The sequence below is a fragment of the Acidimicrobiales bacterium genome (genome assembly GCA_040219515.1).
In the GTDB taxonomy this organism is placed as follows: Bacteria; Actinomycetota; Acidimicrobiia; order Acidimicrobiales; family Aldehydirespiratoraceae; genus JAJRXC01.
On sequence record JAVJSI010000007.1, the window covers coordinates 214,391 to 232,682 of the forward strand.

19 protein-coding genes are annotated in these 18,292 nt (G+C 68.3%); 3 read left to right on the forward strand and 16 right to left on the reverse strand.

Annotation, left to right across the window (positions count from 1 at the left end; all coding sequences use genetic code 11):
* Nucleotides 1-4 precede the first annotated feature (4 nt).
* From RIB98_05485 to RIB98_05495, 3 genes are all read right to left on the reverse strand, one after another.
* Nucleotides 5-1,213 carry an FAD-dependent oxidoreductase gene (locus RIB98_05485; protein MEQ8840410.1) on the reverse strand — a complete coding sequence of 403 codons (1,209 nt, stop codon included), beginning with the start codon at nucleotides 1,211-1,213 and terminating at the stop codon, nucleotides 5-7.
* Entirely contained in the window at nucleotides 1,210-1,401 is a 192-nt protein-coding gene (locus RIB98_05490) for a ferredoxin (protein MEQ8840411.1), read from the reverse strand. The genes RIB98_05485 and RIB98_05490 overlap by 4 nt, the downstream gene beginning before the upstream one ends.
* A 96-nt stretch (nucleotides 1,402-1,497) precedes the next feature.
* Nucleotides 1,498-2,439: an oxidoreductase gene (locus tag RIB98_05495; protein MEQ8840412.1), complete on the reverse strand. Its 942-nt coding sequence runs from the start codon at nucleotides 2,437-2,439 to the stop codon at nucleotides 1,498-1,500.
* Between the two features lie 55 nt (nucleotides 2,440-2,494).
* Here RIB98_05495 and RIB98_05500 point away from each other — a divergent pair, with 55 nt between their 5' ends.
* Nucleotides 2,495-3,643: a phosphotransferase family protein gene (locus tag RIB98_05500; GenBank protein ID MEQ8840413.1), complete on the forward strand. Its 1,149-nt coding sequence runs from the start codon at nucleotides 2,495-2,497 to the stop codon at nucleotides 3,641-3,643.
* 20 nt (nucleotides 3,644-3,663) lie between these two features.
* Here the strand turns inward: RIB98_05500 and RIB98_05505 are convergent, their stop codons facing one another.
* From RIB98_05505 to rsmD, 11 genes are all read right to left on the reverse strand, one after another.
* Nucleotides 3,664-4,506 (reverse strand): LLM class F420-dependent oxidoreductase, encoded by an 843-nt coding sequence (locus RIB98_05505; protein MEQ8840414.1) that lies wholly within the window; start codon nucleotides 4,504-4,506, stop codon nucleotides 3,664-3,666.
* Nucleotides 4,506-7,979 (reverse strand): chromosome segregation protein SMC, encoded by a 3,474-nt coding sequence (gene smc / locus RIB98_05510; GenBank protein ID MEQ8840415.1) that lies wholly within the window; start codon nucleotides 7,977-7,979, stop codon nucleotides 4,506-4,508. The genes RIB98_05505 and smc overlap by 1 nt, the downstream gene beginning before the upstream one ends.
* A 121-nt stretch (nucleotides 7,980-8,100) precedes the next feature.
* Nucleotides 8,101-8,934 carry a DNA-formamidopyrimidine glycosylase family protein gene (locus tag RIB98_05515; GenBank protein ID MEQ8840416.1) on the reverse strand — a complete coding sequence of 278 codons (834 nt, stop codon included), beginning with the start codon at nucleotides 8,932-8,934 and terminating at the stop codon, nucleotides 8,101-8,103.
* Nucleotides 8,927-9,616 carry a ribonuclease III gene (gene rnc, locus RIB98_05520; GenBank protein MEQ8840417.1) on the reverse strand — a complete coding sequence of 230 codons (690 nt, stop codon included), beginning with the start codon at nucleotides 9,614-9,616 and terminating at the stop codon, nucleotides 8,927-8,929. The genes RIB98_05515 and rnc overlap by 8 nt, the downstream gene beginning before the upstream one ends.
* A 25-nt stretch (nucleotides 9,617-9,641) precedes the next feature.
* Nucleotides 9,642-9,932, reverse strand: coding sequence for a phosphopantetheine-binding protein (locus RIB98_05525; GenBank protein MEQ8840418.1), 291 nt, complete (start codon nucleotides 9,930-9,932; stop codon nucleotides 9,642-9,644).
* A 97-nt stretch (nucleotides 9,933-10,029) separates the two neighbouring features.
* Nucleotides 10,030-11,016: a phosphate acyltransferase PlsX gene (gene plsX, locus RIB98_05530; protein ID MEQ8840419.1), complete on the reverse strand. Its 987-nt coding sequence runs from the start codon at nucleotides 11,014-11,016 to the stop codon at nucleotides 10,030-10,032.
* Between the two features lie 4 nt (nucleotides 11,017-11,020).
* Complete coding sequence (gene rpmF / locus RIB98_05535; GenBank protein ID MEQ8840420.1) at nucleotides 11,021-11,200, reverse strand: 50S ribosomal protein L32; 180 nt, start codon at nucleotides 11,198-11,200, stop codon at nucleotides 11,021-11,023.
* A 121-nt stretch (nucleotides 11,201-11,321) separates the two neighbouring features.
* Nucleotides 11,322-11,864 carry a DUF177 domain-containing protein gene (locus tag RIB98_05540; GenBank protein MEQ8840421.1) on the reverse strand — a complete coding sequence of 181 codons (543 nt, stop codon included), beginning with the start codon at nucleotides 11,862-11,864 and terminating at the stop codon, nucleotides 11,322-11,324.
* Nucleotides 11,864-12,427 (reverse strand): hypothetical protein, encoded by a 564-nt coding sequence (locus tag RIB98_05545; GenBank protein ID MEQ8840422.1) that lies wholly within the window; start codon nucleotides 12,425-12,427, stop codon nucleotides 11,864-11,866. Before RIB98_05545 ends, RIB98_05540 begins: the two co-directional genes overlap by 1 nt.
* Nucleotides 12,424-12,897 carry a pantetheine-phosphate adenylyltransferase gene (coaD, locus tag RIB98_05550; protein MEQ8840423.1) on the reverse strand — a complete coding sequence of 158 codons (474 nt, stop codon included), beginning with the start codon at nucleotides 12,895-12,897 and terminating at the stop codon, nucleotides 12,424-12,426. Before coaD ends, RIB98_05545 begins: the two co-directional genes overlap by 4 nt.
* A 26-nt stretch (nucleotides 12,898-12,923) precedes the next feature.
* A complete protein-coding gene (gene rsmD, locus RIB98_05555; protein ID MEQ8840424.1) occupies nucleotides 12,924-13,493 on the reverse strand; it encodes a 16S rRNA (guanine(966)-N(2))-methyltransferase RsmD in 570 nt (189 codons plus the stop codon).
* Between rsmD and RIB98_05560 the strand changes: the two genes are divergently transcribed.
* A complete protein-coding gene (locus RIB98_05560) occupies nucleotides 13,494-13,673 on the forward strand; it encodes a hypothetical protein (protein MEQ8840425.1) in 180 nt (59 codons plus the stop codon).
* The gene (locus RIB98_05565; protein MEQ8840426.1) at nucleotides 13,670-14,455 is read left to right on the forward strand and encodes a class I SAM-dependent methyltransferase; all 786 of its coding nucleotides are present in this window, start codon (nucleotides 13,670-13,672) and stop codon (nucleotides 14,453-14,455) included. Before RIB98_05560 ends, RIB98_05565 begins: the two co-directional genes overlap by 4 nt.
* A gap of 15 nt (nucleotides 14,456-14,470) precedes the next feature.
* On the opposite strand, the gene recG is transcribed toward RIB98_05565, so the two are convergent.
* Entirely contained in the window at nucleotides 14,471-16,609 is a 2,139-nt protein-coding gene (gene recG / locus RIB98_05570) for an ATP-dependent DNA helicase RecG (protein ID MEQ8840427.1), read from the reverse strand.
* A gap of 6 nt (nucleotides 16,610-16,615) precedes the next feature.
* Complete coding sequence (locus tag RIB98_05575; GenBank protein ID MEQ8840428.1) at nucleotides 16,616-18,253, reverse strand: DAK2 domain-containing protein; 1,638 nt, start codon at nucleotides 18,251-18,253, stop codon at nucleotides 16,616-16,618.
* Nucleotides 18,254-18,292: the final 39 nt, after the last annotated feature.

Consider the following 18,292-nt stretch of genomic DNA (forward strand, 5'->3'; position numbering starts at 1 on the left):
AGGCTCAGAGGTCGGCGGCGAGGGCGTCGGCGAACGACACACCGTCCTGGATCAGCGTCTTGTACTGCATGACGTGGCGGGGGCGGTTGAACCCGAGCACGCCGACGAGCCGGCCGGCCCGACCGTAGAGGGCGGCGAAACGGCGCTCCTCGACGCTGCCGGTGACGATCTGTATCTCGTCGTCGGGCCGTATACGGCCGGCGAGCTGGATCTTGCGGTCGTACTGGTCGGACCAGAACCACGGGACCGGGGTGAACGGCTCGGCATCTTCGTCCGACTGGAGCAGTCGCCGAGCGGCGTGACCGCCCTGTTCGACCGCGTTGTCCCAGTGCTCGACCCGCATGATCTCGTCGAAGCGGGCGTTGGGCCAGCGGGCCACGTCGCCCGCGGCGGTGACACCAGGGGCCGCGAGGCAGGTGGCATCGCACACGACGCCGTTGTCGAGCTCGAGGCCCGATCCCTCGAGCCATTCGGTGTTCGGGATGACGCCGATCCCCACCACGACCACCTCGGCCTCGATGACCGAGCCGTCGGAGAGTCGGACGCGTTCGACATTGCCGTCGGGGCCGGCCTCGACCGCGTCCACGCCGACACCCAGGCGGAGATCGACGCCCTGGTCGCGGTGCACATCGGCGCAGACGGCGCCCATCTCGTCGCCGAGCACGCGGCCGAGCGGTTGCGGCAGCGCTTCGACCAATGACACCTCGAGGCCGCGGGCGCGAGCGGTGGCCGCCACCTCGGCGCCGATGAACCCGGCGCCCACGACCACGACCCGCGACGGGCCGGCATCGAAGGCGGCGCGCAGGGCCAGCGAGTCGTCGAGACTTCGGAGGACGAACACGCCGTCGATCCCCTCGGTGCCCGGCAGCGTGCGGCAGCGAGCACCGGTGGCGATGAGCAGGCCGTCGACCTCGAGGTCGTCATCGTCGGAGAGACCGAGACGCCGAGTCGCGAGATCGAACCCGGTCGCCCGAACCCCGAGGCGGAAGTCGAGGTCGAACTCGTCGAGCTTCTCGGGTTTGGTCAGCGCGAGCCGGTCGGTCTCCCACTCCCCGGCCAGGAACTGCTTCGACAACGGTGGACGATCGTAGGGCGCGTGCGGCTCGTCGCCGATCAGCGTGATCGGTCCGTCGAAATCCTGTCGGCGAAGCGACTCCGCGGCACGCAAGCCGGCCAGCGACGCGCCGACGATCGTGATGGAGCGACGGTTCACTCCGCGATGGAGATGGCCTGCTTCGGGCAGCGCTGGACGCACTCCTCGAGGGCCTCGCGCCGATCCTCGCCGGGCTCTTCGTTGAGCACGTAGAGGAAGTCGTCATCGCGGACCTCGAAGAGATCGGGCGCGATCTGCATGCAGATGGCGTTGCTCTCGCAGAGGTCATAGTCGACAACGATCTTCATGTGCATCACCTTTCGTGCCAACGGCATCGGCTCGTGAACCCATCATGCCCCACCCGCCCACGCGGTGCGAACCTCTGCTCCCGACTTCCCCGTGCGCTACCTCAGTGACGGGGAGTAGTCCGCACCGGTGAGTTCGACCGACACATCCCAGAGCCGGGCGGCATCGGCGGCATTGCGGGCCCGGGCGGTTCGCCCGACCTTCTTCGGCTGCCCCTTCATCTCCCCGAGCCCATCGGGGCCGTAGTAGTCGTTGCCCTCCACCCCCGGGGCCACCGCCGCGTGGAGCTGTGGCAACGCCCCCGCAGACGCCGGTTGCGATAAGAGCGGCTCGGCGATCGGGCGAGTGGCCTGCATCAGGAAGTTGAAAACTCCCCGCCCCGTGCTCTTCTCGGCCAGCTCCGTGCGCGAGCCGCCGGGGTGCGCAGCGACCGCGATCGTGGGTGCGCCGGCCTCGGTCAGCCGTCGTTGCAGTTCACTGGTGAACAGGAGGTTGGCGAGCTTGCTCTGGAAGTAGGCGGCCCAGGGACGGTACTTCCTCACGGCCATGAGGTCGTCGAAGTTCATCTTCCCCATGCGATGGCCGTTGCTGCTCACGTTGACGACCCTGGTCCCGTCGCCGGTGCCGATGAGTGCGGGCAGAAGAAGCGCAGTGAGCGCGAAGTGGCCGAGGTGGTTGACCCCGAACTGCGCCTCGAAGCCCTGCGCCGTCGTCGCGTGGGGCGTCGCCATGATGCCGGCGTTGTTGACGAGGACGTCCAGCCGCTCGTGCGTGGCGAGGAACTGCGCGGCGGAACCGGCGATCGAGTCGAGGTCGGCCATGTCGGTCAGCAGGACCTCGACGGAGCCCGACGGCGAACACTCGTCGATTTCCGTCGCGGCTGCCTCGGCCCGACCCGGATCACGACATGCCATGACCACGTGGGCGCCGTGCTCGGCCAGCGCTCGGGCCGTCTCGAAGCCGAGCCCGCTGTTGGCCCCGGTGACGAGCACGATCCTGCCGGCCTGATCGGGGATGTCGGCTTCGGTCCACGCGTCCATGTCCGCCATCATGGCCAATTTCCGACGATGATTCCGGCTGTCCTAGGTTGTCGCCGTGAGCGAACCATCCGAATCAACTGACGACGTCAGCAGCGCCCCGAAGTTCCACACCGACCGAAGCCACTACATTGCGGCCTTCGAGCGCTGGTTCGCCGCGCGCTATCCGGCGAGAGGGGACCTCACGGTCACCGACATCGACATCCCGGTGTCGACGGGGTTCTCCAACGAGACCGTCTTTCTCAATCTCTCGTGGACCGAGGGCGGCGAGTCCCATGAGCGGCGCCACGTCGCTCGGATCGAGCCCACCTCCGGTGCGCTCTTCCCCGCGCAGACCGACCAGTGCGCGGTGTCGGTCGAGGTGCAGCACCGAGCCATGGAGACGGTGGGCGCGAACTGCGATGCGCCGGTGCCGGAACTCCTCGGCTACGAGGCCGATCCATCGTTCATCGGTCAACCCTTCTTCGTGATGGGGTTCACCGAAGGCCGGATTCCCGCCGACACTCCGCGCTACTCGGAGGAGGGATTCCTCGTCGACGAGGCGACACCGGAAGAACGCCACCGGATGGTCGAGTCCGGCCTCACCGCCATGGGCCAGATCCACAACATCGACTGGCGCACGGCCGACCTCGACTGGCTCGACACCAGTGGCACCGGCGAGCCGTCCACGAGAGTACAGCTCGATCTCTACCGGAACTCGACGCTGGCACAACTCGACGGCCGCGAGCATCCGGTGCTCGATGCGGCGTTCGACTGGCTCTACGCCAACGATCCCCATGACGACCGCATCGGTCTCGCGTGGGGCGACTCACGTCTCGGCAACGTGATCTGGCAGGACTACCAGCCGGCGGCCGTCGTCGACTGGGAGGCCTGCGCGCTCTCCCCCACCGAAGCCGATGTCGGCTGGTGGCTGATGTTCGACCGGATGTCCTTCGACGAGCCGGGGGTCGCCCGCATGGAAGGCTTTCCGACCCGCGAGGAGATGATCGAGATCTACGAGCGGGTGTCGGGCCGCGAGGTTCGCAACCCGCACTACTGGGAGGTGTTCGCGGTGATGCGGTTCTGCGCGATCTTCGTCCCGCTCGCCGACCGCATGGTGGCGGGCGGACTCGTGCCGGCCGAGATCAACATGCCCGTCGCCAACATGGTCACCCAGTCGCTGGCCACGCTGCTCGACATCGAGAACCCCACGCCGAGCCCGTTCTGACATCGGCGAGCGGGTGACCCTCAGCTGGACGCAGCCATGACCTCGGCGTAGCGGTCGAGCAACGGGATCAACACGTCGGCACCCGCCGGGGGCAGGCCGAAGACGAAGCGGTCGACGCCGGCGTCCTCGTGACGCTTCACCTCGTCGGCGTCAGGCGGCGCGGCGTAGAGCGTCAACTCGATCTCGTCGACCTCACGATCGTTCTTCGCGCATTCCTCGGCGAGCACGTCGAGTTCGTCGAGCATCGAGCCACGACCGTGGATCGGCATCCAACCGTCGCCGTAGCGGGCGGCGCGGCGAGGACCCCACGGCGAGGCACCGCCGACATGGATCGGCGGATGCGGGCTCTGGACCGGTTTGGGCTTCGACCAGATCGGGTCGAAGTCGACCATGTCGCCGTGGTACTCGGCCGGATCGTCAGCCCAGATGGCCTTCATGGCCTCGATGCGTTCACGCATCAGCTTCCAGCGGGACGAGAACTCCCCACCGTGGTTCTCCATCTCCTCGGCGTTCCAACCGCCGCCGACGCCGAGGATGAAGCGCCCGCCCGAGACGTGGTCGATCGACGCCACCTGTTTGGCCAGCGTGATCGGGTGGTGCTGTGGCACCAGCGTGATGCCGGTGGCGAGCTTCAGCGTGCTGGTGGATGCGGCCGCCGCGGTGAGCGCGACGAAGGGGTCGAGCGTCTCGAAGTACATCTGTGGCAACTCGGGGCCACCCGGCCACGGGCTCCTCCGACTCGCGGGGATGTGCGTGTGTTCGGCGACCCACAAGGACTCGAATCCGCGATCCTCGAGCGCGGCACCGAGCGCTCCCATGGGCATGGCGTCGGCGGTCGGGAAGATCGTGGCCCCGAAACGCATCAGGCCACGTCGGCGGTGACGCTCGCCACCTTCTCGCTCACGACCCGGCTCGATCCGCCCGGCTTCATCGAGACGCCGTAGAGACAATCGGCCGCCTCCATGGTGCGCTTCTGGTGACTGACCAGCAGGAGCTGAGCGTCAGCCCGGAACTCTTCGACCAACGAAAGGAACCGATGGAGATTGACGTCGTCGAGCGCGGCCTCGACCTCGTCCATCACGTAGAACGGCGACGGGCGGCTGCGGAAGACGGCGAAGAGGAACGCGAGGGCGGTGAGCGTGCGCTCCCCGCCGCTGAGCAACGACAGCTTGCGAACGTTCTTGCCCGATGGGCGGGCACTGATCTCGATCCCGGTGTTGAGCAGGTCCTCCGGCGTCGTGAGCGCCAACGAACCCTGACCACCCGGGAAGAGGGTCTCGAACAGCTGCTGGAAGTTCACCGCCACGTCGGCGAACGCCGAGGCGAACACCGTGACGATCTCCTCGTCGATCGAGGCGATCACCTTCGAGAGCTCGCGGCGGGTGCCGCGGATGTCGTCGAGTTGACCCTGGAGGAACGAGTGGCGCTCCTGGAGCGACTGGTACTCCTCCAGCGCCAGCGGATTGACCGGCCCCATGATCTCGAGCTCGGACTCCAGCTGCGACAGCCGACGAGCGGGCTCCATCCCTTCGTCGAGCGGAGGGCACTCGGCCGACACCGCCACGTCGGGCGCGATGTCGTGCTCGGCCCGGAGCCGTTCGACCGCCCCCTGGAGGCGGGTGCGCAGCTCGGCCTCCTCGACCTCGGCGCGCGCCGACTGGACCCGCAGGCTCTCGAGTTGCTTGTCGGCTTCGGCACGAGCGCGGCGCAGGCCGTCGAGCTCACGGGTGACCTGCTGTGCCGCCTCGGACTGTCGCCGACGGCGCTCGCGGACGTCGCCGAGTCGGTGATCCACCACCGACGTGCGGGTACCCACTGCGGCGGCGAGCGCCTCGAGCACGGCGGCCTTGCGATCGAGCATCTCTCGCTGCTCGCCGGCCGCCGCTCGCTCGGCCGCGTCACGCTCGAGGCGGGTGTCGATCTCGGAGAGGCGACCGGTGAGGAACGTCTTGCGCTCGTCGAGCCCCGCTGCCCGCACCTCGATGTCGGTGCGCAACGACCCCACCTCGGCCGCGCGCGTTTCGATGTCGGAACGGGCAGCCGCAAGGCGACGCCCCTTCTCGATCGACTCGTTCTCGGCCGCCTCCAGCACCGGCAACGACGTCTCGAGCTCGTTGATCCGCACCGCTTCCTTCTCGAGGCGGCTCGCGAGCTCATCGACCCGACTCTGAAGGCCGTCGGCTTCGGTGACGATGTCGCGTCGGTCGGCCTCGATGCGCTGCAGCGCATCGGTGGCGGCCGTGAGGCCCGAGTCGATCTCGTCGAGCCGGGCCGCGAGCTGCGTCGCGGTGTCGACGCGGGCGGCGAGCGCAGCCCGGCCGTCGGCAACCGCCGTCTCGGCTGCTGCGCAGACCTCGCGGGTCGTTGCGACACGCTCCTCGGCCTCGGCGAGGGCAGCACCCGTGGCACCCGAACCGTTGGCACCGATGCGCCAACCGTCGGGGCCGAACCGGTCGCCGGCCTGGGTGACGACCGTACGGGCCGGGTCGGTGATCGCCGAGTCGGCCGCTGCTCGCCAGTCACCGTCGATCACGACGATGTGACCGATGAGCGCGTCGAGCAGGGCGTCGACCCCCGGTTGGGTGCCACGGACACGAGCGCGGATGGAGTCCCCTCCAGAGTCACTCCTGCGCGCCGCGCCGCCGAGCGCGAGCACCGCACCTGTGGCATCACCTTCACTGAGCCGATCGAGGGACCGACGAGCCGTGTCGGGATCGCGGACGATCACCGCACCCAACGCCTCGCCCACCGCCGACTCGAAGGCCGTTTCCCACCCGGGATCGACGGCGACGAGGTCGAGGAGCGTGCCCAGCACACCGTCGACGCCGGCGAGCCGCGCCGCGCCGGCTTGGGCGCGGGCCTCGTCGAGGGCCAGCGTGAGCGCCTCGGCCCGGGCCGTCCATCGGTGGTGATCGGCGTCGGCGTCAGCCTGCGCGACCAGGAGTGCAGCCACGGCGTCCTCGGCGCCCAGGCGGGCCGCTTCGGCCGCTTCCATCGCCGACACCAGCGGTTCTTCCTCGTCGTGCAGCGCCCCCAGCTCGTTCCGCCGTTGGGCCGCCTGGTGGTCGAGGACCGTGCGTCGCTCGCCGAGCTCGGAGAGCCGGGCCTGTAGACGGAGGACCTCGCTGCTGCCCCGCTCGGTCGACGCCGTGAGGGCGCCGAGCTCGCCTCGGATCTCGGCCGCCTGGCCGCTCGGCACGGGCACACCGTCGCCCCACTCCTCCTGGAAATCGTGACGATCGGCAGCCAACTCGCGCTCGGTGGCCTCCAACCGCTCGACATCGGGCGCCAGCGCGGCCAACTCGGCGTCGACCCGCGCGAGATCGTCGCGCGAGCGTGCCGCTTCGGCCTCGAGATTCGCGATCACGCCGCGGTCGGTGAAGGCCGCCCGCTCGCGATCGACCCCACGACGGCGTTCGGCCAACACGGCGGACAGACCACGGGCGCGCTCTCGCATGGACTCCAGCCGAACGAGGGCGTCGCCCAGATCGTCGCCACCGTGGTCGGCGAGGCGCTGCTCGTTGGCCGACACCTCGGCGCTCAGGCGCTCGAGCTCGGTCTTGGTGGTGGCGGCCCGCTCACTCCGGCTGCTGCGGACCTCCCCGACGGTCTGGAGCTTGATGCGCAGATCGGCGATCTCCCGGCCGGCCAGGTGCACACGCAGCGCCGTGAGTTCGTTGATGAGGTGGCCGTGACGGCGAGCGGCCTCAGCCTGCTTCTCGAGCGGACGCAGGTTACGGCGCACTTCGCGCATCAGGTCCTTGACCCTGGTGAGGTCGGCATCGGAGGCCGTGAGGCGGCGCTCGGCGCGGTCCTTGCGCTTGCGGAACTTCAGGACCCCGGCGGCCTCCTCGATGATCGCTCGGCGGTCTTCGGGGCGGGCGTTGAGCACTGCGTCGATCTGGCCTTGCGACACGATGACGTGCTGCTGGCGACCCACGCCGCCGTCGCTCAGGAGTTCGGTGACGTCGAGCAACCGGCACGGCACGCCGTTGATCGCGTATTCGGAGTCACCCGAGCGGAACAGGGTGCGGGTGATCTTCACCTCGTTGAACTCGACGGGAAGGGTGCCCGAGTGGTTGTCGATCGTGAGCGCGACCTCGGCTCGGCCCAGTGCGGCCTTGCCGGTGGTGCCCGCGAAGATCACGTCGTCCATCTTCCCCGAGCGCACGGCCGTGGGGGCCTGGGCACCGAGCACCCACGCGATGGCGTCGACCACGTTCGACTTGCCCGACCCGTTGGGCCCGACCACGACGGTGACGCCGGGCTCGAGGTCGATCGATGCGGTGTCGGCGAACGACTTGAAGCCCTTGAGCGTGAGGTTCTTGAGATGCATCGAGTTCGACGGTAGCAACCCGAATTACATCTGTGTAGTCCCCGGCCTGTGGAAAGGTTGTGGATCTCGTCGCGTCAGGGCGAACTGCAACGGGGGTCTGACCCCGAATGCAACGGTTTCCTCAGACCTGGGTGGTGCAGTAGTAGGTCCAGGAGCCGCCGAACTTGACCCGTTCGATGGGGAGACGGCTGCGACCGCTGAGGTCGCCGTGCTTGCCCCACACCTCGAGGTGGTCGGCGTATTCACCGGGTTCACCGAAGGGGTCGATGAACGGGCGGGCCTCGACCGACGTGCCGCGGTACTTGATGGCGTCGTGGAGCGTGCCCACCAGCGCACGATGCAGCCGACGGATCTCCTGGCTCGAGAGGGAGTCACTCAGACGGTCGTGGCGCAAGCCGGCGTGGAAAAGGATCTCGTCGGCATAGATGTCGCCGATGCCGACGACGAACGAGGTGTCGGTGAGCAAGGTCTTGAGCTTGGTCTTGTGACTCAGCAACGTGCGTCCGAACGTGGTCCACGACACGGGCTCCTCGACGGGATCGAGGCCGTACCCGTCGAGTTCGGGAAGCTCGTCGGCCAGCGCATCGGTGTCGACGACGAACGCCTGCGAAGTGCCGTCGGCATCGAGCAGGCGGAGCTGCCCGTGCTGGGTGAACGTGATGATGATCTCGGTGTCGGAGTCGACATCGTCCTTGTTCGCGTTGCGACGCAGAGAACCCGTGGATCCCAGGTCGACGACGAGGGTGGACTCCCCGTCGAAAACGATGGTGATGTAGAGCCCACGACGCTCGACGCCGGTGATCTTCATGCCCTCGAGCTGCGAGGTGAACGCCTTGCGGTTCTTGTAGCGACCGAGCGTCTTCATGCTCATCGCCTCGACCTCTTTCACCTTCTTCCCGACCAGGTCGCGGTCGAGATCACGACGAACGGTCTCGACTTCGGGTAGCTCAAACATCGGATGCTCCATCCTCAGGCGAGCGGGCGTCCCATGCGGCACGGGCCGCCCGTTGCTCTGCCTCTTTTTTGGACGAACCGTTGCCGGTTCCTCGTACTTCGCCACCGATCGTCACGGTTGCCTCGAACCGCTTGAGGTGGTCGGGCCCGCTCTCGGAGATCGTGTAGATCGGCGGTCGATGACCGTCGACCGCGGCGATCTCCTGCAGGCGAGTCTTGTAGTCGCGGGCGCCGGGGCGCGATGCCGCGTCGGAGATGCGGGCGTCGAGCTGACCGAGCACCAGCCTGCGGGCCGGCTCGATGCCCCCGTCGACATAGACCGCGCCGATGACGGCCTCGACGGCATCGGCCAGAATCGAGGACTTCTCGGCCCCGCCCGACGATGCCTCGCCCTTGCCGAGCCGCAGGTGCTCGCCGAGGCCGAGGGCGACGCCGACATCGGCGAGCGTCGCCGCGCTCACCACCGTCGCCCGAGCCTTGGCCAGCTGGCCCTCGGGCTCGTCGGGGAACCGTTCGTAGAGCGCACCGGTGACGACCAGACCGAGCACGGCGTCGCCGAGGAACTCGAGTCGTTCGTTGCTGGGCTCGTCGAGGTGTTCAGAACACCACGACCGGTGCGACAACGCAACCTCGAGCAGCGCAGGGTCGTCGAAGCGGTACCCCAGACGCTCTTCGAGCGACACAGCTGTGGTCGGCGAGGTCAGGACCTCAACCCAACTTGGCGAGGACGTAGTCGACTGCGTCGCGTACCGTCCGGAGATCCTCGAGATCCTCGTCGTCGATGCGAAAACCGGAGGCCCGCTCGGCGAGTTCTTCCTCGAGGCCCTCGACGAGTTCGATCAGCGCGAGCGAGTCGGCGTCGAGGTCGTCGGCGAAGGCATCGCCCTCGTTGATGCTCGACGGCTCGATCTCGAGGATGTCGGCCAGTTGGTCCTTGACGATCGTGAGAATCTCGTCTCGACCGATCGGACCCTGTTCGACGTGTGTTTCTGCGGGCACTTCAACTCTCCATGGGTGCGGGGAACCGCATCGCACACTAGCGGGACCGTTTGCTTGTGCGCTTGTGAAGACTGAATCCGGCCTCTCGTCGCCGATTTCACGCCTGGGCAGCGGCGGTGAGATGCGCAACCATGTCGACCTCGACCATCTCCGAAGCCACGCGAATGGCGTTCACCATCGCCGTGGCCGAACTCGATCCGTGCGAGATGACACACACGCCGTTGACCCCCAGCAGCAAGGCACCACCGACCGAGTCGGGGTGCAGCTCCGACACCATCTGGTCGAGCGGCCCGGCCAGGGCCGCACCCGCGGCCCGTGACTCGTCGTCGGTGTCGATGGCGACCAACAGCCGACCGACCAATGCCGTCATCGCCCCTTCGAGCGTCTTGAGGGTGACATTGCCCGTGAATCCGTCGGTGACGATCACGTCGACCTCGGACGTCATCACGTCGCGGCCCTCGACGTTGCCGATCCACTCGGCACCGGCGGTGGCGGCCCAGGCGGGGTCGGAGAGAAGCTCGAAGCACTCCTTGACGAAGGGGCTGCCCTTTCCGGCTTCCTCACCGATCGACAGCAGGCCGACACGCGGCGTGTCGATGGCGAAGCGGTCGCGGGCGTAGACCGCGCCCATCCGGGCGAACTCGACGAGCCACTCGGGCTTGCACTCGGCGTTGGCGCCCGCATCGAGCAGGGTGGTCGGGGTGCTGCCCGGGACCGGGATGGGCGTGGCGATCGCCGGCCGGTTGGTGCCCTTGATCCGGCCCATGCGCAGCAGCGCCGATGCCATCGTGGCACCGGTGTTGCCGGCGGAGACCATGGCCGACGCCTGCCCGTCCCGCACCGCCTCGGCGGCACGCACGAGTGAGGAATCCTTCATCCTGCGGACGCTGGAGCCGGGCTCGGCGTCCATCGCGATGACCTCGCTGGCCTCGATGACCTCGAGGCCGCCGGTGTCGCCGAGGTCGGCGGAGCGGCCGACGAGAACGACGGGGACACCCAATTCCTCGGCCGCGCGGCGCGCGCCGGTGACGATCTCGGCTGGGGCGTGGTCGCCGCCCATTGCGTCGACCGCGATGGGCAGCATCGACTCAGTCGACCTGGATGGCCTGACGGCCGGCGTACCAACCACAGTTGCCACAGGCCCGGTGGGGGCGCTTGGTGGAACCGCAGTGGGGGCAGGCGCTACGGGCCGTGGTCCCAACGCGCCAGGCCGATGCCTTGCGGCTCCGGCTCTTCGACTTCGACATCTTCTTCTTCGGGACAGCCATTGCGTTCCTGCTCTAGTCAGATCGAACACGTAAAGATCGAACACGGAATGTTACCGATGCACCGGAACGACCACACCCCGCGGACCCCGACGATTCCGAGACGAGCGATCGATCCGGTCGGCTACGGGGCCTGATCCTCGTCGAAAGTGAGGTCGTCGAGCGCCGCCCAGCGAGGGTCGGGCGGCGGCTCGTCGGCGAGATCGACATCGGGGGCCACCTCGGCCGGGAAACGGGCTGGGTCGGGGCCTGCACAGTCCTCACGACACAGCGGGGCCAACGGCAGCGACAGCAGCGCCGCCTCCCGGACGACGGGACCGAGATCGATTCGTTCGTCCTCGATCGGCCAGGTCTCGCCGTCGGTCGGCTCGCGTTCGAAGATCTCGAGTACCTCTGCCACGAATGGTTGGACCATCGGTTCGAGACAGCGACGACAGGGGCCGGTCCATTTCCCTCCGACGGTTCCCGCCGCCGACACTCCCTCGGTGACCGCCTCGACCACCAGGTCGATCGCGAGCCGACCATCGACCACCGAGAACTCGCCGGCGGCCGTGTCGGGCAGTTCGGTCACCGCCGAGAACTCCCGTCGGGCCCCGGTCCGGCGACGAATCTCGAGCGTGTCGACCAGGAGCTGGCTGGGAGGGGTGATCGGCCCGGCGTCGGCCACTAGACGTCCTGGTCGAAGACCAGCTCGTCGGGCAGGGGCGGTTCCGTCTCGGCCGGTTCGGGTCGTTCCTCGGCCGCGCCCTGCAGACGGGCCCGACCACTGGCGACGGTCCGCATCGTGCGTTCGAGCACGACCTCCATCCCGCCCAGCTTCTGATCGCACCAGTCCTCGGTCTCGAGACGAAGCGTCTTCGCCCGCGCTTCGGCGTCGGCAACCACCCGACGGGCCCGGTCCTCGGCCGCTTTCACCAGCTCGGTGCGCTGCACCATCTGCTCCGCCCGCGTACGGGCCCGAGCGATGATGTCGTCGCCCTCGCGTTGCACGCGAGCGAGAAAGTCGTCGCGTTCCTTGAGCAGCCAGCGGGCGGAGCGAAGCTCGTCGGGCAAGCCCTGGACGGCCGCGGTCAACACGGTGAGAACCTCTTCCTTGTTGATCATCGAGGAGGAGGAGAGCGGCATCGGCCGCGCCTCTTCCACGAGCTCGATCGCCCGCCGGAGCAACGACTCGGCCTGGGGCGCGCGATAGGCCGGCGCCTCCTCGCGCCCCTCCGGAGAATCGGTCACCCGTACTGCTCCTTCAGCTTGATCGCCACGGCCTCGGGCACCATTCCCGAGATGTCGCCGCCGTACTTCGCGAAATCGCGGATGAACTTCGACGCGAGGAACGAGCTCCTCGATGCCGACGGGATGAACAACGTGTGGATGCCCGAGGCCGCGTTGTTCATCTGGGCCATCTGGAGCTCGTTCTCGAAGTCGGAGACGGCGCGCAGGCCCTTCACGATGAAGTCCGCCTGGGACTCGCGGGCGAGGTCGACGACGAGGCCGCTGAACATCTTGACGCGCACGTTGGGGAGGTGCGCCGTGGACACCCTGATCATCTCTTCGCGGTCGTCGAGCTCGAAAACCCCGTCCTTCCCGGTGTTCACCATGGCCGCCACGATCACCTCGTCGAACAGCGAGCACGCGGTCTCGATGATCTCGATGTGCCCGTTGTGAACGGGATCGAACGAGCCGGGATACAGAACGCGAGTCACGTGGGAAGTCTCCACTCCTAGTGGCGTCAGGGTGAACCCGCGGAAGCGAGCGTCACCACGGTACTCCCGTAGCGGCGGGCTCGGTGGGTCTCCCACCCGGTGGGAAGGTCGATCTCCCGGTCGGACTCGATGACGACCATCGCCTCGGGCAGGCGCTCGGCGACCGTGGCCAACAGCTCGTCCCAGGCATCGAAGGCGTAGGGAGGATCGAGCAGCACGAGATCGATGTCGCCCTGTTGGCGGAGCACCGACGGCCCGTCGCCGGCCACCACCGTGGCCGCGTCCAGGAAGCCCAGGGTGTCCAGATTGGTCCGGAGCGCGTCGAGCGCCCGCCGATCGTTCTCGACGAACGTGCAGTGCGCGGCCCCACGAGAGAGCGCCTCGAGGCCGAGTGCACCCGACCCGGCGAAGACGTCGATGACCCGAACATCGTCGAGGACGCCCAGCGAGTAGAGCGAGTTGAACATCGCCTCGCGCACGCGGTCAGCCGTGGGACGCGTGCCGTCGCCGTCGGGAACGAGGATTCGGCGACCTCGGGCGGATCCGGCTACGACGCGCATTCCGCCAGTCTGGCGGGTCCGCGGTACCGTCCCCACATGGGCGTCCCCGAATCGATCACCTGTGTGGACTGCGGCGGGCAGTGCGGCCGTATCACCTACGAACCCGACGAGGGATTCGAACCGGGCGACATCGTCGCCTATCGCTGCCGGGACTGCCTCGATCGTTGGGACGTCGAGATCACCGCCGACGACATCGAGCAGGAACGACCGACATGACCACACAGGAACTGATCGAGATCGACGGCCACACGTTCGACCTCCGTCCGATCGAAGGACGACGCGGTATCGAGGGGGCGTTCACGCTGAAGAAGCCCCGCTGGACGCTCGATCGCTACCTCGGCCTCGCGGAGGAGTTCCAGGGCGCGAACGTCGTCGAACTCGGGCTCTGGGACGGCGGGTCCACAGCGTTTCTCGCTTCGGCATTCCAGCCCCGGTCGCTCGTCGGTTTCGAACTGCACGAACGACCGCTCACGACGCTCGAGCGGTTCCTCGATGGCCATCCCCTCCGAGACTCGGTGCACGTCCACCTGGGAGTGGATCAAGCCGACGCGCCGGCCCTTCGCCGCTCGATCGACGCCGAGGTCGACGGTCCGCTCGACGTGGTCGTCGACGACGCCTCGCACCTTCTCGGTCCCACCGCTGCGTCCTTCGACTGTCTCTTTCCGCTGCTTCGCCCCCACGGGGTCTACGTCATCGAGGACTGGTCCTGGGATCACCAACTCGCCTTCGGAATCCGCCAGAGCCTCGCCTCCGGCGAACTGGGAGCCGACGAGCTCCTCGAGACGAACAAGGGTGTCATCCCGGCATCCCCGCTGAGCCGCCTGATCATCGACATCATGCTGGCCACCGCGAATCCCGACGGCATCGTGGAGGAGATCCGGGTGGAGCGAGGCTTCGCAGTCGTGCGTCGCGGGGCGACCGAACTCGACCCCGACGGCTTCTCGCTCCGTGACCTCATCGGCGAGATAGGCCGTGAGGTCTCGCCTCGCCCCGACTGACCCGCCGGCGAGCGGTCAGCCCTTCATCAGGAACTCGGCCTCGTCGTCGCCGAGCAGCAACGCGATCTCGTCGTCGAGTTCGGGGTGCTCGGCCAACTCGGGGTCGATGTCGATGATCTGCGTCGCGACCTCGCGCGCCACGCCCACCCACTCGCGGTCGGTGACGAGTGATGCGAGGCGCAGGTCGTTCCGCCCCTTCTGACGCTCGCCCATGATCGTGCCCTCACCGCGGAGTCGGAGGTCGACCTCGGCGAGCAGGAAGCCGTTGGTCGACTCGACGAGCGCCTCCAGACGGGCCTCGCCGTCGCTCGTGGTCGGATCGCCGACGAGGAAACACCGGCTCGCGTCACGACCGCGACCGACGCGACCCCGGAGCTGGTGCAGCTGGGCGATTCCGAATCGATCGGCGTCGAGCACCACCATCGCGGTGGCGTTGGGAACGTCGACGCCCACCTCGATCACGGTCGTCGCAACGAGCACGTCGATCTCCCCCTCCCGGAACCGCTCCATGACCGCGCCCTTCTCGGCCGAGGGCATCTGGCCGTGGAGCAGCGCAACCCGCAGATCGTGGAGTTCGCCGCCGGTGAGCGACTCGTAGGTCTCGGTGGCGCTGCTGACATCGAGCGCCTCCGACTCGCCGATCAAGGGGCAGACGACGTAGGCCTGCCGACCGGCGGCCACCTCGTCACGTACGGCATCCCACACCGCCGCCACATCGTCGTCGGTGCGAGCCCACGACGTGACGATGGGAGTACGGCCCGGTGGGAGTTCATCGAGCTCACTGACGTCGAGATCGCCGTAGACCGTCATCGCCGCAGTACGGGGAATCGGTGTGGCCGTCATCACGAGCACATCGGGCGCCGCGTTCGCATCACCCTTGTCGCGCAACGCAGCGCGCTGCTCGACCCCGAAACGGTGTTGCTCGTCGATCACGACCACCCCGAGGGATGCGTACTCGACCTTGTCCTGGATGAGCGCATGGGTGCCGATGACCAGGTCGACCTTGCCGGTGACGAGGTCGGCGAGGATCTTCCGCCGGTCGCCCGCCCCGACCCGATTGGTGAGCAGCTCGATCCGCAGCGGTCGGTCGCCCATCAGCGTGGTGGGGTCGGGCACCATCAGGTCGCGGAGCAGGGAACTCACGCCCAGGTGATGTTGCTCGGCGAGCACCTCGGTCGGTGCCATGAGCGCGCCCTGGTGGCCTCCCTGGATCGCGGCGAGCAGTGCGGTCACCGCCACGACCGTCTTGCCCGATCCCACGTCGCCCTGCAGCAACCGGTGCATCGGCCGAGCGAGCGCCAGATCGGCCCCGATCTCGGCGATCGCCCGCTCCTGCGCAGCCGTGAGCGGGAACGGCAACCGCTCGTGGAAGCGCTCGACGAGCTCACCCGTCAGCGAGTGCGACAGGCCCGCGGTCTCACGCTCGATCCGCCGCTTGCGCCGGACCAGCTCGAGCTGGACCCGAAGGAGCTCGTCGAAAACCAGTCGTCGTCGCGCCTCGTCCTTCTCGGTCATCGATTCGGGATGGTGGATGCCGTTGAGCGCGGCGTCACGGGTGACGAAATCGAAGCGTTCGAGGACGGTGTTGGGCAGGGGGTCTGCGAACCCCCGCACCTCGGCCCGCTTCAACGCCTCCTCGATGAACGTCTGGAGGTCACGGGTGAGCAGGCCCGACTTCTCGGACTGTGGGTAGACGGGAATGATGCGACCGGTCTGATCGCCGACCAGGTCGACGATCGGGCCGGTCATCTGTCGATTGCCGCGAAAGAAATCGCACTTGCCGTGGACCATGAGTGTCATGCCCGGTTGGAGCTGCTTCTCCCGCCAGCGCTGGTTGAAGAACGTCAGTGTGAGCTGGTGGCCGCCGTCGCCGATGACCACCTCGGTCAGAGTCCTCCGGCCCCGCAGCTGACGGGTCGAGCTGGTGCGGACCTCACCGAAGACAGTGGCCTCGTCGCCCTTCCGGAGGTCGGCGATCTTCGCCTCCCGGGTGCGGTCGAGATGGCGCCGCGGATAGTGCTGGAGCAGGTCGAGCACCGTGTGGATGTCGGCCGCTGCGAGCGACTTCTCCTTCTTCTCGCCCACGCCGCGGAGACGACTCACCGGCATGGCGGCCAGGTCCCGCAGCGTCAGCGGCGGGTCGCCGGCGGGCACCGGCGGCTACTCCAACCCGAAGTAGTACGGGTACAGGGGCTGACCACCGTCGTGCACCTCGACCTCGACCTCGGGGTGGTGCTCGGCGACCCACGCCTCGATCGCCGCGGTCGCATCGTGATCGGCGTCGTCGCCCGCGATCATCGTGAGCAGCTCGTGGTCGTCGTCCAGGATGTGGGCCAGCAACGACGTGGCTGCGTCGACCATCGTGGCCTCGACCGCCCGGATGCCGTCACGGCAGATGCCGAGCCAATCGCCGGTGACGATCGGGCCGACCTCGGAGGTCGACTCCCGCACCGCCTGTGTCACCTCGCCGGCCACGACCGACGCGGCCGCCGCCGTCATGTTCGACGCGTTGGTGGCCGCACTCTCCTGCGGGTCGTAGGACATCAGGCACGCCAGAGCCTCGGCCACACCCTTGGTCGGAACGACGCGCACCGTGCGGCTGGTCTGGGCGTCGACCTGCTCGGCGACCGGGATGATGTTCTTGTTGTTGGGGAGGATGACGACCTCGGGGGCCGGCACCGACTCGACCGCGGCGACGAGCTCGGCGGTGGAGGGGTTCATCGACTGTCCACCGGCGACGACGGCGTGCACGCCCATCGACCGCAGGATGGCCACCACGCCCTGGCCCACGCCGACGGCGACGACGGCGGTGGGAACCGGGTCGGCGGCGACCTCGGGCTCGCCCATCTCGGCCCGAACCCACTCGCGCTCCTCGAGTTCCTCGAGCAGATCGGTGACGCGGATCTCGTGGGGTCGGCCGACCGCGATGCCGCATTCGATGGCTGCGCCGATGTCGTCGCAGTGGATGTGGCAGTTGAAGATGCCGTCCCCTCCCACCACCACGATCGAGTCGCCCACCTCGGCCCATGCCGACTTGAAGCCGTCGATCGACGTGTCGGGCGCGTCGAGCAGGAACATCACCTCGTAGCGCAGGTCGGCGATCGAGGGTTCGTGATCGTCGTCCGCCGGCCGGCCCGGCTCGGCCAGGGGAGCCACCGCGCTGGGCTCGGGCACGGGGCGATCGGCGATGACGTGGAGGGCCGCGTCGAGGAACAGGAGCAGACCCGAACCACCGGCGTCGACCACGCCCGCGTCGGCGAGCACCCGGAGCAGCGTCGGTGTGCGTTCGAGCGATGCGCCACCCTCCGCCCTCGCGGCGTCGAGCACGTCGACGAGCGGGGCACCGGTGTCCGCCACTACTGCTGCGGCGGCGGCCGATTCGCGCACGACGGTGAGAATCGTGCCCTCCACCGGATTGCCGACGGCGCCGTAGGCCCCTTCGGCTGCAGCGGTCCAGGCTGCGGCGAACGTCGCGCCGTCGATGGCCTCGGCGCTGCCGACCACCCCGGCGAAACCGCGCAGGATCTGCGACATGATCACACCGCTGTTCCCCCGAGCACCCATGAGCGATCCGTGCGACACCGCAGTGCAGACCGCAGCGACGTCGGCATCCTCGGGTAGCTCGTCGAGCTCCTCGACCACCGATACCAGGGTCAGCGACATGTTCGTGCCGGTGTCGCCGTCGGGCACCGGGTAGACGTTGAGATTGTTGATCGACTCGCGGTGCGCCTGAAGTGCGTCGCGAAACGTCACCACGAGGGCGCGGAGCGAGCGGGCGTCGAGGGTCTCATTCGGCACGACAGCGGATCGTACCGGCCCGACGTCGCCCGTGTGACG